This is a genomic window from Tabrizicola oligotrophica, assembly GCF_011008935.1.
GTDB classification, from domain to species: Bacteria; Pseudomonadota; Alphaproteobacteria; order Rhodobacterales; family Rhodobacteraceae; genus Tabrizicola_A; species Tabrizicola_A oligotrophica.
Genome location: NZ_JAAIVJ010000003.1, coordinates 274,118 through 287,589 on the forward strand (window position 1 = coordinate 274,118; position 13,472 = coordinate 287,589).

13 protein-coding genes and 1 tRNA gene are annotated in these 13,472 nt (G+C 65.4%); 3 read left to right on the forward strand and 11 right to left on the reverse strand.

What is annotated here, in order from left to right; translation table 11 throughout:
• Positions 1 to 12: 12 nt before the first annotated feature.
• Positions 13 to 1,254: a flavin-dependent oxidoreductase gene (locus G4Z14_RS07785; RefSeq protein WP_164624406.1), complete on the reverse strand. Its 1,242-nt coding sequence runs from the start codon at positions 1,252 to 1,254 to the stop codon at positions 13 to 15.
• 66 nt (positions 1,255 to 1,320) lie between these two features.
• On the opposite strand from G4Z14_RS07785, the gene G4Z14_RS07790 reads away from it, so the two are divergent.
• Together G4Z14_RS07790 and ilvD are read left to right on the forward strand one after the other, a co-directional pair.
• Complete coding sequence (locus tag G4Z14_RS07790; RefSeq protein ID WP_164624409.1) at positions 1,321 to 1,785, forward strand: DUF3237 family protein; 465 nt, start codon at positions 1,321 to 1,323, stop codon at positions 1,783 to 1,785.
• Positions 1,786 to 1,880: 95 nt separating this feature from the next.
• The gene (ilvD, locus tag G4Z14_RS07795; protein ID WP_164624411.1) at positions 1,881 to 3,722 is read left to right on the forward strand and encodes a dihydroxy-acid dehydratase; all 1,842 of its coding nucleotides are present in this window, start codon (positions 1,881 to 1,883) and stop codon (positions 3,720 to 3,722) included.
• A 46-nt stretch (positions 3,723 to 3,768) separates the two neighbouring features.
• Here the strand turns inward: ilvD and G4Z14_RS07800 are convergent, their stop codons facing one another.
• The 8 genes from G4Z14_RS07800 to G4Z14_RS07835 are packed head-to-tail and all read right to left on the reverse strand — an operon-like array spanning position 3,769 to position 11,381.
• A complete protein-coding gene (locus G4Z14_RS07800) occupies positions 3,769 to 4,533 on the reverse strand; it encodes a pyrroline-5-carboxylate reductase (protein WP_164624413.1) in 765 nt (254 codons plus the stop codon).
• A 9-nt stretch (positions 4,534 to 4,542) separates the two neighbouring features.
• Positions 4,543 to 5,295: an SDR family NAD(P)-dependent oxidoreductase gene (locus tag G4Z14_RS07805; RefSeq protein WP_164624415.1), complete on the reverse strand. Its 753-nt coding sequence runs from the start codon at positions 5,293 to 5,295 to the stop codon at positions 4,543 to 4,545.
• A 10-nt stretch (positions 5,296 to 5,305) separates the two neighbouring features.
• Positions 5,306 to 6,055, reverse strand: a complete 750-nt coding sequence (locus G4Z14_RS07810; RefSeq protein ID WP_227751589.1) for an SDR family NAD(P)-dependent oxidoreductase — start codon at positions 6,053 to 6,055, stop codon at positions 5,306 to 5,308.
• Positions 6,055 to 7,071 (reverse strand): proline racemase family protein, encoded by a 1,017-nt coding sequence (locus G4Z14_RS07815; RefSeq protein ID WP_164624421.1) that lies wholly within the window; start codon positions 7,069 to 7,071, stop codon positions 6,055 to 6,057. Before G4Z14_RS07815 ends, G4Z14_RS07810 begins: the two co-directional genes overlap by 1 nt.
• Before the next feature lie 3 nt (positions 7,072 to 7,074).
• Positions 7,075 to 8,544 carry an aldehyde dehydrogenase family protein gene (locus tag G4Z14_RS07820; protein WP_164624424.1) on the reverse strand — a complete coding sequence of 490 codons (1,470 nt, stop codon included), beginning with the start codon at positions 8,542 to 8,544 and terminating at the stop codon, positions 7,075 to 7,077.
• A 6-nt stretch (positions 8,545 to 8,550) separates the two neighbouring features.
• A complete protein-coding gene (locus tag G4Z14_RS07825; RefSeq protein ID WP_164624427.1) occupies positions 8,551 to 9,249 on the reverse strand; it encodes an SDR family oxidoreductase in 699 nt (232 codons plus the stop codon).
• A 10-nt stretch (positions 9,250 to 9,259) separates the two neighbouring features.
• A complete protein-coding gene (locus G4Z14_RS07830; RefSeq protein ID WP_164624430.1) occupies positions 9,260 to 10,492 on the reverse strand; it encodes an NAD(P)/FAD-dependent oxidoreductase in 1,233 nt (410 codons plus the stop codon).
• Between the two features lie 4 nt (positions 10,493 to 10,496).
• Positions 10,497 to 11,381, reverse strand: coding sequence for a dihydrodipicolinate synthase family protein (locus G4Z14_RS07835; protein ID WP_227751590.1), 885 nt, complete (start codon positions 11,379 to 11,381; stop codon positions 10,497 to 10,499).
• Positions 11,382 to 11,547: 166 nt separating this feature from the next.
• Between G4Z14_RS07835 and G4Z14_RS07840 the strand changes: the two genes are divergently transcribed.
• Entirely contained in the window at positions 11,548 to 12,267 is a 720-nt protein-coding gene (locus G4Z14_RS07840; protein WP_164624432.1) for a GntR family transcriptional regulator, read from the forward strand.
• Positions 12,268 to 12,292: 25 nt separating this feature from the next.
• Here the strand turns inward: G4Z14_RS07840 and G4Z14_RS07845 are convergent.
• A tRNA-Pro gene (locus G4Z14_RS07845) sits at positions 12,293 to 12,369 on the reverse strand.
• Between the two features lie 65 nt (positions 12,370 to 12,434).
• On the reverse strand, positions 12,435 to 13,382 hold the full coding sequence (locus G4Z14_RS07850) for a DMT family transporter (protein ID WP_164624436.1): 948 nt from the start codon (positions 13,380 to 13,382) through the stop codon (positions 12,435 to 12,437).
• Between the last annotated feature and the right edge of the window lie 90 nt (positions 13,383 to 13,472).

Sequence of the window (13,472 nt, forward strand, 5' to 3'; positions counted from 1 at the left end):
CGGGGCGTCCTGTCAGCCCGCCCCCAGGATCGGCGGCTGGGCATTCAGGATCTCGACCGAAAACCCGGACAACTGCTTGTATTTCTCGGCATGGGCCGCCAGTTCGGCGCGAGGGATGACGGTCTCGATATCGTCATAGACCCCACCCGAGCGGTCCTCGACCATCTGCATCACCGCATCCGGCCCCTTGCCGCGATTGGCGCGCAAGACACCCTCGGCACGCGGGCGCATCTCGGCCTCATAGGCCAGCAGTGCCGCCCGGTTCACCCCATGGGCGCGAAAGGCCGCGCCAAGCTTGCGGGCGTCGATGATCGCCAGCGACGCGCCGTTGGAGCCGACCGGATAGGTCGCATGCGCCGCATCCCCCATCAGCGTGACGCAGCCGTCGGTCCAGCTAGGCAGCGGCTCACGGTCCACCATCGGATATTCGTAAACCGTCCCCGAGGCGCGGATCATCGCGGGGCAGTCCAGCCAGTCAAAAACCCAATCCTCGAAAGCGGGCAGGAAATCGGCCTTGTCAGCGGGGCGGTTCCAGTCGCCCTTGGACAGTGCGCGTGACGGATCAACCCGCAATTCGGCAATCCAGTTGATCTCGGCCAACCCGGTCACGGGGTCTTCCCCGGAAATCGGATAGGCGACAAAGCGCTGGCTGTCATGGCCCGCCAGCGCCATGGCATGGCCGCCCAGAAAGTGCCGGGCCTGCGTAGTGCCGCGCCACATGATCGCACCATTCCAGATCGGGTCGCCCTCGGTCGGAACCATCTGTTTGCGGATGGCGGAATGAATGCCGTCTGCGGCGATCACCACATCGCCCGCCACCCGCCGCCCGTCGGCAAGGATCAGCGTCGCGTCGGTGTCGGTGGTCTCAAAGCCCGCCACGCCCGCGCCGGTGACTACGCATTCCGCCCCGGCCCGTTCCCGCAGCACGCGCAAGAGCATCATCTGGAACTGGCCGCGATGAATGGAGTACTGCGGCCAGTGATAGCCCGCATGCAACCCGCGCGGCTCCACCCAGATCTTGCGGCCGGTCTTGGAATAAAAGCCATATTGCCGGGTGCGCACGCCAATCGCCTCCAGCTCGTCCTCCAGCCCCAGATCGAACAGTTCCCGCACCGAATTCGGCTGCAGGTTGATCCCGACGCCCAAGGGTCGCGGCTCTGCCACCCGCTCATACACCCGGAAGGGCAGGCCCAGTTGATGCGCCGTCAGCCCCATCACCAGCCCTGCGATGCCGCCGCCTGCGATCAGGATCATGGTCTTCCCCCTTGCCCTCCGGCACCGACTGCGGGCACCATCCGCCCCGACCATAGGGAGAAAGCCATGACCGCGACAAGTCTCGGCGCAGAGGCCAGCCCCGGAAAACCTGCGCTGCGCTCCGTCTGCGCGATCCGCGCCGATCTGGGTGCGGCGGTAGAGTTCGAGACGGCAGAGGGCACGGTGAGGGCGATGTTCCCGATCGTCTCCGGCGCAGTACAAGGCGCGGCTCTGGCGGGCGAAATTCTTCCCGGCGGCGCCGATTTCGCCCGGCGCCGCCCCGATGGCGCCTATGACATCGAGGCGCGCTATTGCCTGCGCCTGAATGACGGAACGCCGCTGATGGTGACGAACGCCGGCCGCATGCAGCCGATGGCCGACGGCAGCTATCAGGGGCGCACGCGAGCCGTGATCGAGGCCCCGCCCGGCCCGCATGGTTGGCTGTCGGATGCGGTGCTGTTCGGCACCGTCTGGACCGAACCGGACGATGAGGCGCGGGTGTTCATCGAGTTGTGGCAAGCCGTGATCTGAAGGCCCTCCGATCATGGCGGATTTCCAACTCATACCTTGACCCCCCGGCCCTTGAGTGCCACTTCATCCTTTGACCAAAGCCGGAGGAATCCCCCATGCCCGCCTATCGTTCCCGCACCACCACCCATGGCCGCAACATGGCGGGCGCGCGTGGCCTCTGGCGCGCCACCGGCATGAAGGACGGCGATTTCGGCAAGCCGATCATCGCCATCGTCAACAGCTTCACCCAGTTCGTCCCCGGCCACGTCCACCTGAAGGATCTTGGCCAGATGGTCGCCCGCGAGGTCGAGGCGGCGGGCGGCGTGGCGAAGGAGTTCAACACAATCGCGGTCGATGACGGCATCGCCATGGGCCATGACGGCATGCTCTATTCGCTGCCCTCGCGCGAGATCATCGCCGACAGCGTGGAATACATGGTCAACGCCCATTGCGCCGATGCCATGGTCTGCATTTCCAACTGCGACAAGATCACCCCCGGCATGCTGATGGCCGCGATGCGGCTGAACATTCCGGCGGTGTTTGTGTCGGGCGGGCCGATGGAGGCCGGCAAGGCGCTGGTGAAGGGCAAGGAACTGGCGCTCGATCTTGTCGACGCCATGGTTTCGGCCGCCGACGACAAATATACCGACGAAGAGGTCGAGGCGATCGAAAAGGCCGCCTGCCCGACCTGCGGCTCCTGCTCGGGCATGTTCACCGCCAATTCGATGAACTGCCTGACCGAGGCCCTTGGCCTGTCGCTGCCCGGCAACGGCTCGACCCTTGCCACCCATTCCGACCGCCAGCGCCTGTTCGTCGAGGCGGGGCACCTGATCGTCGATCTGGCCAAGCGCTATTACGAGCAGGACGACGCCAGCATCCTGCCGCGCAACGTGGCCAACAAGCAGGCGTTCGAAAACGCCATGGCGCTGGATATTGCGATGGGCGGGTCGACGAACACCATCCTGCATATCCTTGCCACCGCGCATGAGGGCGGGATCGACTTCGATCAGGACGACATCGACCAGCTGTCGCGCCGGGTGCCCTGCCTGTGCAAGGTGGCCCCGGCCAAGCAGGACGTGCATATGGAGGACGTCCACCGCGCCGGCGGCATCATGGCGATCCTTGGCCAGCTCGACAATGCGGGCCTGCTGAACCGCGATTGCGTGACGGTGCATTCGCCCAGCATGGGGGCCGCGCTGGACCATTGGGACATCAGCCGCACCAACCACGACAACGTGCGCCAGTTCTTCAAGGCCGCGCCGGGCAATGTGCGAAGCGCCACCGCCTTCAGCCAGTCCAAACGCTATGCCGAGTTGGACCTTGACAGGCAGCACGGTGTGATCCGGTCAGCCGAACATGCCTTCACCAAAGAGGGCGGGCTTGCGGTCTTGAAAGGCAATATCGCGCTGGACGGCTGCATCGTGAAAACCGCAGGCGTGGATGAGAGCATTTTCGTGTTCTCGGGTCCGGCCCGGGTGTTCGAAAGCCAGAATGCCGCCGTCGAGGCGATCCTGTCGAACAAGATCGTGGCGGGCGATGTGGTGGTGATCCGCTATGAGGGGCCGAAGGGCGGGCCGGGCATGCAGGAGATGCTGTATCCGACCAGCTATCTGAAATCGAAGGGCCTTGGCAAAGCCTGTGCGCTTCTGACCGACGGGCGGTTCTCGGGCGGCACCTCGGGCCTGTCGATCGGCCACGCCAGCCCCGAAGCGGCGGCGGGCGGGGCGATTGGCCTTGTGCGCGAAGGCGACATGATCGACATCGACATCCCGGGCCGCCAGATCAGCCTGCGGGTCAGCGATGCCGATCTGGCCAAGCGCCGGGCAGAACAGGACGCGAAGGGCTGGAAGCCGGAAAAAGCCCGCCCGCGCAAGGTGTCGGCGGCGCTCAGGGCCTATGCCCTGCTGGCGACCTCGGCTGACAGGGGCGCGGTGCGGCAGTTGCCCGACGATCTGTGATCCGGGAAAGATGTTCGGAAAGGCCCGGCATTCTTGCCGGGCTTTTTCATTTCGGGCCGCCGATCCGGGCCATGACCGCATCCATGCCGGCGTGCAGGGCCTGCGGACCGCCTTGCTCTCCGAACACCCGCCAGATCTGTTCGTTCAGCCCGCCCCTGGTGGCGTGATCGTGGCGCAAGGTCTCAAGGCTGCGGCTTTGGTCGCGGATGGTCTGGCCCAGATTGGCGAAAAGCCCGCGCATGTAGGTTTGCGCATCGGCCGCCGGGATGCCGTGATCTGCCATCCAGCCCGCCGCCGTCTCGGCCATCCCGAACCAGGTCGCCATCACGGCGCTGCCGGTGGCATAGGCGTCGAAGGCCGGCAGATCGTGGACCGGCAGGGCCTGACCCAGCGCGCCGAACAGCTGCATCGCCGCGGGGTGCGGCGGGAAAACCGGAGTGACGCAGGCCCGATCCTCGACCGAGGGCAGGGGAATGGCGCGGCAGATCTCGCGCGCGCGCGTCCAGGCCGCAAGATCTTCGCGCGAGGTGGCCGCGATCAGGCTGATGACCGGGCGGTCCGGGCGAAACCGCAAAGGCTTCAACACCTCGGCGGCGACCTGCGGGCGCACCGCCAACACCACCACATCCGCCGCGTCAAGGACGGCCTGATTGTCGGCCGCCACGTTGACACCGGGCAGGCGGGCGAGTTCGGCGGCAATCGCCTCGCTGCGCGGTGACAGGATGACCTGCCAGTCGGCAAGCCCGGACCCTTTCAGCCCCCGCACGATATGGGCGGTGATGGTGCCTGTACCGATAAACCCCAGCCGCATCTGTCCCCCTTACGCCACCGCTTGCGCGCCGGTGATTTCCACCAGCGAACCGCACATGAAAGCGGCTTCGTCCGAGGCAAGGAAGGCCACCAGCGCCGCCACTTCCTCGGGCTTGCCGATGCGGCCATAGGGCACGAGTTTGTCGAGATCGGCAATGGTGCGGCCCGAGCGTTTCACGCCGGCCTCCAGCATGGGCGTGTGAATCTCGCCGGGGCAGACTGCATTGACGCGGATCTTTTGCGGCGCGTAGTCGCGGGCGAGGTTCTGGGTGAAACTCGCCACCGCCGCCTTGGTGACGTTATAGGCAATGTGGTTCGGCGCCGGATAAAGCCCCCATTGCGAGGCGGTGTTCACGATGGCGCCGCCGCCGGCTGCGATCATATGCGGCAACGCCGCCTGGCAAAGGTGGAACATCGCATCGACGTTGACGGCGAACGACAGATCCCAGTCCTCGGCGCTCAGCGACAGCAGCGGGCCGCGCCGGTTGATCCCGGCATTGTTGCACAGCACGTCGATCCGGCCTTCGTTCGCCATGGCATCGGTGATGACGGCCTTGCAGCCTGCCGCGCCGGAAATGTCCGACGCAAAGCCCCGCGCACGGCCGCCGGTGGCGCGAATGGCAGCGGCGGTGGCCTCCACCCCTTCGGCGTTGACGTCGGTGACGATGACGCGCGCACCCTCGTCGGCGAACCGCTGGGCGATGGCGGTACCGATGCCGCCCGCCGCTCCGGTGACGATGACGACCTTGTCCTGAAAGCGCATGCTGTTCTCCTTAGCGCAGATAGCTGCCGCCGTTCACATCCAGAACCGCGCCGTTGAGCGAGGCCTGTGTGGGGCGGAAAATGAAGGCGACCAGTTCGCCAATCTCGTTGGGGGTGGCCATGCGGCCGATGGGAATGCCGTTCAGCGCTGCCGCCTCGCCGTGTTGGGCGATGAAGGCCTCGGCCATTTCGGTGCGCACCCAGCCGGGGGCCAGCGCGACGGCGGTGATGCCCTCGGCCCCGTGGCTTTGGGCCACCGATTTCGTCAGATTGATGAGCGCGGCCTTCGAGGCGCCATAAGCCATGGCGTTCGAGGCATAGCCGCGCTGGCCGGCGCGGCTGGCCATGTTCACGATGCGCCCGCCGCCAAGGCTGCGGAAGTGCAGGATGGCCGCGCGGGTCAGATCGACGGCGGACAGGAAATTCACCCGCATTTCCCGTTCCCATGTCGCCTGCCAGTCGGCCAGATCGGCGGTGACGGCAACCTCCGAGCGGATGCCGGCATTGTTCACCAACCCGGTGATCTGGCCCTCGGCGCGCACCGCGGCATCGAACAGCGCAGGTGCCGCGGCAGGGTCGGAAAGATCGGCCGGAAGACAGGTGCCCTTGCCACCAATGCTGCGCAGCAATGCATCTGCGGCATCGCGGTTGCGACCATAGTGGATGACCACACGGGCGCCCTCGGCGGCAAGGCGTTCGCAGATCGCCCGCCCGATGGCGCCCGTGGCGCCGGTGACAAGGATGGTCTGGTTTGCCAGCATCAACTTCCCCATGTGTCCGAAAGCGTAAACCCCTGCGGGAAGGGATCGGTCGGGTCCAGCCCGATCTGGCTGATGCCATAGATCCAGGCCTGACCGGAAACCCGGTTCCTTGTGGCGGTGTAGGGGCCGACCCTGGTTTCCTCGACAAACTCGGTCTGGAACTCGCCACCGATGATGGAGCGCGACACGACCACATCGCCGGGCTTCACCCGACCGCGCGCCGCCCATGCCGCCATGTTGGAATTTGACCCCGTGCCACAGGGCGAGCGATCCGCCCGGCCGGGGCGCAGCGTGGTGCAGGTGCGAAGAGCGCCGTCGGGTTCGTTACTGCGGAACATCACATAGGAGACGCCATTCAGGGCCGGTGTCGTCGGGTGCAGCGCCGGTTCCAGCCCGGCAATCCGGGCGCGCAGGTCGACGCCGGTCATCGCCAACTGGCGGGCGTTTTCGGGCGCGATGGTCAGGGCGATCTGATCCACGTCGATCAGCGCATAAAAGATGCCGCCGAAGCACAGGTCATAGCGGACCGGCCCCCATTCCGGCGTGTCGATCACCGCATCCTTGGCCACCACGAACGACGGCGGCATGTCCAGCGTCACCTTCACCACCTTGCCACCCTGACAAGTGGCCGTGGCCTTCACCAGCCCTGCGGCGGTATCGAAGGTCACCACGCTGACCGGCTCCACCATCGGGATCATGCCGGTTTCCAGAAGCGCCGTCGTCGCGCACATGGCGTTGGAGCCGGACATCGCATGCGCCTGATCGGGTTGCAGGATGATGAGCCCCACATCCGCCGCCGGATCGCAGGCCGGAACCAAGAGGCAGAACGACCCGGCCGGACCGGAGCGCGGCTCCGAGCAGAGCCAGCGCCGCAGGTCATCGTTGCCGCTGTTCAGATGCGCCAGTTTTTCCGCCATGGTCGCGCCGGGGATGTTCAGCACGCCTCCGGTGATGACGCGGCCGATCTCGCCCGCGCAATGCACGTCAACGGTTTGTATGGTCCGGTTCCAACGCATGTCTTACCCTTTCAGATACCAGCCCCAGGGCTCGTCGCTGACCAGCCGGGTGATCTGTTTGGTCTCAAGGTAGTTGTCCAACCCCCAGCGGCCCAGTTCACGCCCGATGCCGGACTGCTTCATGCCGCCCCAAGGCGCTTCGGTGAAGGTGGGTTGGCTGCAGTTGATCCAGACGATCCCGGCGCGGAAGGCGGCGGCGACCCGCTCGGCCCGCGCGCTGTCGGCGGACATCACGGCGGCGGCAAGGCCAAAGCGGCTGTCATTGGCAAGGGCAATCGCCTCGGCCTCGGTGTCGAAGGGGCGGATGCAGACAACGGGGCCGAAGATTTCCTCAACCCAGGCCTCCGCGTCCGGGGCCACATCGGTCAGGATGGTGGGGGTGACGAAATAGCCCCTGTCCTTTGCCGCCTTGCCCCCGGTGGCCAGTGTCGCCCCGGCCGCGACGGCGCGGCTGATAAAGCCCAGAATCTTCTGATATTGCTGCTCGTTGACCAGAGGGCCAAGCAAGGTTCCGGCGGCCAGCCCGTCCCCGATGGTGATCTTTTCTGCCTCGGTGACCAGACGCGCCAGAAGCGGAGCGTAAAGGCTGCGCTCCACCAGCACCCGAGACGTCGCCGAACAGACCTGCCCCTGATTCCAGAAGATGCCGAACATGATCCATTCGACGGCCTGTTCGATGTCGGCATCGCCAAAGACCACGAAGGGCGACTTGCCGCCCAGTTCAAGGCTGATGTTCTTCACATCGCGCGCCGCCGCCGCCATCAGCCGCGCGCCGGTCGGGACCGAGCCGGTAAAGGCCAGCTTGTCGATCTTCGGGTGGTCGACCAGCGCCTGGCCGACATCAGCCCCAAGACCCGTGACGATGTTCAAGACCCCCGGCGGCAGGCCTGCCTCGGCCACGATGGCGCCAAGTTCCAGCGCGGTCAGTGACGTGTGTTCCGACGGTTTCAACACCATGGCGCAGCCCGCCGCCAGCGCCGGGGCAACCTTCCACGCCGCCATGAGCAGGGGGTAATTCCACGGGATGATCGCCACGGCGACGCCCACCGGCTCGCGAACCACTTTTGAAGTAAAGCGGTGGTCGGGCAGCGCGATCTGCTGCACCTCGCCGTCCAACTCCTCCGCCAGCCCGGCGTAGAAGTCGAAACACCCGGCCGCGTCGCCCAGGTCCCATTCGGCTTCGGGCAGCGGCTTGCCGTTGTCGATCACTTCCAGCCTGGCAAGCTCCGGCAGACGGGCGCGAATGCCCGCTGCGATGGACCGCAAGACCTTGGCCCGCTCGGCCCCCGACATCCTGGGCCAAGGCCCATGGTCAAACGCCGCGCGGGCGGCTTGCACGGCAGCTTCGGCGTCTTCAGCGGCGGCGGCGGGGATGTGGTGAACCACCTCCTCGGTTGCCGGATTGATAACCGGAAGGGTGCGACCCCTGGCCGGGGCGACCCATGCGCCGTTGATGAAAAGCTGCGTCTGCATTTGGCCTCAGATATGTTTGGTCACACCGCCATCCACCCGCAGACTTTGGCCGGTGACATAAGAGCTGTCGTCTGTCAGAAGGAAGGCCGCCGCCTTGGCCTGTTCCTCAACCCGGCCTATCCGCTTCAGCGCGGTGAGTTCGCCGTATTTCGCCACGTCCAGACTGTCGGTAAAGCCCGGCATCAGGCAGTTCATGCGGATGTTGTCCGGGCCGTAGCGGTCGGCGTAAAGCTTGGCAAAAGCCGACACCCCGGCACGGTAGACGCAGGAAGCCGGGAACCAGAGCGAAGGCTCAAAAGCGGCATAGGTGGTGATGTTCACGATCGACCCGCCACCCTGCGCCTGCATGATCGGCGTCACCAGACGGGCCATGCGCACGACCGACTTGACGATCATGTCATTGGCCAGATCCCAGTTTTCATCGGAGATATCCAGAAGATCACCCTTCGGCGGGTGGCCGGTGTGATTCAGAACCGCGTCGATGCGGCCATAGGCGGCCATGGCGGCATCGACGATGCCCTTCAGGTCGGCCTCGGACTGAGCCACCCCGCGCCGGGCAACGCCGCCCAGTTCGGCCGCGAGCGTTTCGCAGCTTTCCGAGGGCGACATCAGCGCCAGCCTGTAGCCGCGGGCGTGCATTTCGCGGGCGACCGCGGCACCAATTCCGCGGCCTCCGCCGGTAACGAGACAGACTTTTTGCGTCATTTCTTGCTCCTTAGAACCGGTTGACCCGATAGGGATGCAGATCGACCGAGGGCTTGGCCCCGGTGATAAGCTCGCCCATCAGCCGCGCTGTGGTGGCGGCATAGGTCAGACCAAGGTGTCCGTGTCCGGTGGCATAGTAAACCCCGCGCGTCCGGGCGCTGGCCGAGAGGATCGGCACCGTATCCGGCAGCGCCGGGCGGTGTCCCATCCATTCGCTGGTGGTCTCCCGGCGAAGGTTCGGCAGCGCAGTCATCGCCCGCTTCACCGTCACCTTGGCGCGGCGATAATCCGGCGCGGCCTCCAGCCCCGCCATCTCCACCGTGCCGCCGACGCGGATGCCGCCCGCGGTCGGTGTCACCATGAAAACCCGTGCAGGCCAGATGATCGAATGACGCATCGAAATACCCGGCGCCATGATCTGCGTATGATAGCCGCGCTCGGTCTCCAGCGGGATCGGTTCGCCCAACAGCTTCGACAGCCGGTGCGAGAAGGCCCCGGCGGCGATCACCACCTCATCAGCGGACAGACGGCGGCCGTCCTTCAGCACCACCTCGCGGATGGTCTCGCCGCGGGCAAAGCCCACGACCTCGCCGCGCTCGATCCGCCCCCCCTGGGCGGTGAAGCGTTCGGCCAAGGCCAGGACCAGCTTGTAGGGGTCTTTCATCGAGCGGTTCTGCGGGAACAGCACGGCAAGGCCGATGGTCTTGGCCAGCTCCGGCTCCAGCTCTCGCGCTTGATCGCCGGTCAGCCGTTGATGGGCAAAGCCGAAGCGTTCGAGGATTTCAATGTGATCGCGGTCAGCGCGGAATTCGGCCTCGTCGGTGTAAAGCGAGAGGCAGCCTTCGGTGCTGATCTGGTCCGACAAGCCGGTTTCGGCCAGCAGCGCCAGCGTGTCGTCCAGCGCCCGGGCGCAAAGCACCGCGCCCTGCGCTTCCAGCGCGCGCAGCTTCGAAGGGCGCGAGGCGGCGATGAAGCGCAGGAACCACGGCATCAGTTTCGGCACATAGCCGGGCCGCACCCGCACCGGGCCTTCAGGATCCAGCATCCAGCCGGGCATCTGCTTCCAGACTTGCGGGCGCGAGGCGGGCATGAATTCGGTCACGGCAATCGACGCCATGTTGCCGAACGAGGCGCCCATGCCGGGGCTGTCCCGGTCGATCAGCACCACCTGACGCCCGCGCTTTTGCAGGTCATGGGCAATCGCCGTGCCGATGATGCCTGCGCCCACGACGACCGTGACCATGGGCTTATTTCCAGTTCAGGATCGGCTGCATGGCGGCGGCAAACTCCGCCTTCTCGGCCTCGGTCAGCGGGCCGAAGGGCATGCGGCATTCGCCCACCGGATTGCCCTGCAACTCGCAACCGTATTTCAGCTTTTGCACGAACTTGCCGGATTCCAGCACGTTCATCGCCGGCCAGACCGCCTGCATGATCTCCTTGGCGCGGGCGTGGTTGCCTGCCCGGAAGGCCGTATCCATCTCGCAGACCGGCTTGGCCATGCAGTTCGCCGGACCGCAGATCCAGCTGTCAGCGCCCCAATGCATGAAATCCCAGGCGATGTCGTCGGACCCCGACACCAGCTGGATGCGCCCGGCATAGCGGGTGGAGATGCCGATGGCGCGCTGCATCACGCCCGAGGATTCCTTGATGCCGATCACGCGCGGATTGTCGGCCAGCGCGTCCAGCGACTCATACTCGATCTCCACCCCGTCCTTGCCGGGATAGGAATACAGCACGATGTTCATGTCGGTGGCATCGATCACCGCGTTGAAGTGGCGGATGATCTCGGCCTGCGTCGGCTTGGTGTAGAACGGCACGGCCAGCAGCACCGCGTCATAGCCCATCGCCTTGGCGCGCTTGGTATTGGCAATGACCCCGGCGGTTGACGGCGCATTGGTGCCGGCGATCAGGGTTTCACCGGGCTTGGCGAAATCCTTGACGAATTGCAGGACCGAATCGCGCTCGGCATTCGACATCAGATTGTATTCGCCCGAAGACCCGCAAGGCACCCAGCCCGACACGCCCGCAGCCCGGAGCGCGGTCAGATGCGCCTCGAATGCCACAAAGTCGATCTCGCCCCCGGCGTCATAGGGGGTGACCAGCGCGGGCATCACGCCTTGCAGTTTCAGCATGGGAAGACCTTTCGGATCGGGCCGCGCAAAACGAGGTGTCCGGGCGGCAGTAGACTTGTCGCCCATCTTGCCGACACCGTGCCGACAAGTCAATGGGAAGAATGTTCCGTGTCGACACGCTGCACCGCAAAGGCTAACCATGGCTCAAAGCAAGGGGATCGGAACGATGGACGTTGAAAGCGACGTGAAACGCACCAAGGGCACGGGCGCGCGCTTTGCCTACGAGACACTGCGCGACGAGATCCTGTCGCTGGCGCTGGCCCCGGGCCAGCTTCTTGACGAGACAACCTTCGCCGAGCGATTCGGCATGTCGCGCTCTCCCGTGCGCGAGGCGTTCATCCGGCTGGCGGGGGAAGGCATGGTGGTGACGCTGGCCAACCGCTCCACCATTGTTGCGCCGATCGATGTGCAGAGCTTTCCGAAATACGTCGAGGCGCTCGACATTGCCCAGCGCATGAACACAAGGCTGGCGGCGGATCTGCGAACCGACGCCGATCTGGTCCGCATCGCCGAAGCACAGAAGGTCTTTGTCGAAGCCGCGCGCCGCGGCAATCATCTGGAAATGTCGGAGGCGAACAAACGCTTCCACATGACCATCGCCGAGGCAGGCCGGAACCCCTATCTCGCGGGGTTCTACGAGCGCCTTCTCGATCAGGGCCGGCGCATGTTGCACCTGCATTTCGACTATCTCGAACGCACCCATGACGGCCATCTTCTGACCGACGACCATGTTGCCATGCTGGAAGCCATCCGCGCCCGCGACGTCGAGCGCGCCGATGCGCTGGCCCATGCCCATACCCGGCAATTCCGCGACAACTTCATCCGCTTCATGCAGGAAAACTATGCGCAGGCCATGCCCTTGGCCGGGCCGGCAAAGCCGCTGTGAAATGGAAGCAAGTGAAAGGAAAATTTGGTCGGAGCGAGAGGATTCGAACCTCCGACCCCCTGCTCCCGAAGCAGGTGCGCTACCAGACTGCGCTACGCTCCGACCGTGGAGGGCGGGTTAAACGCTTCTGGCGGGAATGGCAAGGGGATTCCCGGCGGGAATTCCAGTCAATCTGAGCCGCGGCGCAACAGCAGGCCGATGCGCGGCATCAACCCGGTCTCGGCGCGGGATTTGTTCGACAGGACGGGGCTGTTCTTCGACACCGTGGGCGTGCCTTCACGCAATACGATGTAGACCCCCGAGGCGATGATGACCGCGGTGCCGACCATGGTCCACATGTCGATGCTTTCTTCGAAGAACACCGTGCCATAGACCGCGGCCCAGAGGATCTGCGAATACTGCATCGGCGCCACGATCACCGCGGGCGCGGTGCGATAGGCGGCGATGGTCAGCATGGCGGCAACAAAGCCAAGACCGGCAATCACCCCCATCAGCGCCAGATGCTCCATCTCCATCGGACGATAGACGAAGGGCATCGTCGCCCCGGTGAGGAAGAAGGTGGCAATCATCGGATAAAGCATCAGCACGGCCGACCGCTCCGCCGTACCGATCTTGCGCACGATGACAGAGTTCAGCGCGCCGCTGAAGGCCGCGCAAAGCCCGATCAGGTGGCCGAATTGCAACTCGGCCTGACCGGGGCGCAGCACGATCATCACGCCGATCAGGCCCACCAGAACCGCCATTCCGCGCCGGATGCCGACATGTTCGCCCAACATGGGGATCGACAGCAGCGTGATGAGCAAGGGCATGGCGAAGAAGATGGCATAGGTCTGCGCCAGCGGCAGCACCGAGAAGGCATAGAAGGCCGCCGCCCCGGTCGTCACTGTGGTCAGCGCCCGCGTCACCGACCACCAGGGATGGCGGGCGATCAGGTTGCCGTCGGTACGGTCCGACAGCAGCATGATCGTGACTAGAGGAAAGCCCAGCAACCCCGAGAAGAACAGGATCTGGAAGGCCGAATACTCCGAGCCCAGCACTTTGATCGCAACGTCATGCGTGGCGTAGATGCCAAAGGCGGCAAGCGCCAGCAGCGCGCCTTTCAGGTTCGGTCCCATGAGTTCGCCCTATCCGCGCAGCAGGCCGTGTTGCGCTGGCGGCTTGTCGCAGAAAGGCGCGCAAGGCTCAAGCCGGGGTGGCGGCGGTTT

Coding starts and splice junctions, on each gene's coding strand:
- G4Z14_RS07785 (WP_164624406.1), bottom strand. CDS start 1,254: ATGATCCTGATCGCAGGCGGCGGCATCGCAGGGCTGGTGATGGGGCTG.
- G4Z14_RS07790 (WP_164624409.1), top strand. CDS start 1,321: ATGACCGCGACAAGTCTCGGCGCAGAGGCCAGCCCCGGAAAACCTGCG.
- ilvD (WP_164624411.1), top strand. CDS start 1,881: ATGCCCGCCTATCGTTCCCGCACCACCACCCATGGCCGCAACATGGCG.
- G4Z14_RS07800 (WP_164624413.1), bottom strand. CDS start 4,533: ATGCGGCTGGGGTTTATCGGTACAGGCACCATCACCGCCCATATCGTG.
- G4Z14_RS07805 (WP_164624415.1), bottom strand. CDS start 5,295: ATGCGCTTTCAGGACAAGGTCGTCATCGTCACCGGAGCGGCGGGCGGC.
- G4Z14_RS07810 (WP_227751589.1), bottom strand. CDS start 6,055: ATGCTGGCAAACCAGACCATCCTTGTCACCGGCGCCACGGGCGCCATC.
- G4Z14_RS07815 (WP_164624421.1), bottom strand. CDS start 7,071: ATGCGTTGGAACCGGACCATACAAACCGTTGACGTGCATTGCGCGGGC.
- G4Z14_RS07820 (WP_164624424.1), bottom strand. CDS start 8,544: ATGCAGACGCAGCTTTTCATCAACGGCGCATGGGTCGCCCCGGCCAGG.
- G4Z14_RS07825 (WP_164624427.1), bottom strand. CDS start 9,249: ATGACGCAAAAAGTCTGTCTCGTTACCGGCGGAGGCCGCGGAATTGGT.
- G4Z14_RS07830 (WP_164624430.1), bottom strand. CDS start 10,492: ATGGTCACGGTCGTCGTGGGCGCAGGCATCATCGGCACGGCGATTGCC.
- G4Z14_RS07835 (WP_227751590.1), bottom strand. CDS start 11,381: ATGCTGAAACTGCAAGGCGTGATGCCCGCGCTGGTCACCCCCTATGAC.
- G4Z14_RS07840 (WP_164624432.1), top strand. CDS start 11,548: ATGGACGTTGAAAGCGACGTGAAACGCACCAAGGGCACGGGCGCGCGC.
- G4Z14_RS07850 (WP_164624436.1), bottom strand. CDS start 13,382: ATGGGACCGAACCTGAAAGGCGCGCTGCTGGCGCTTGCCGCCTTTGGC.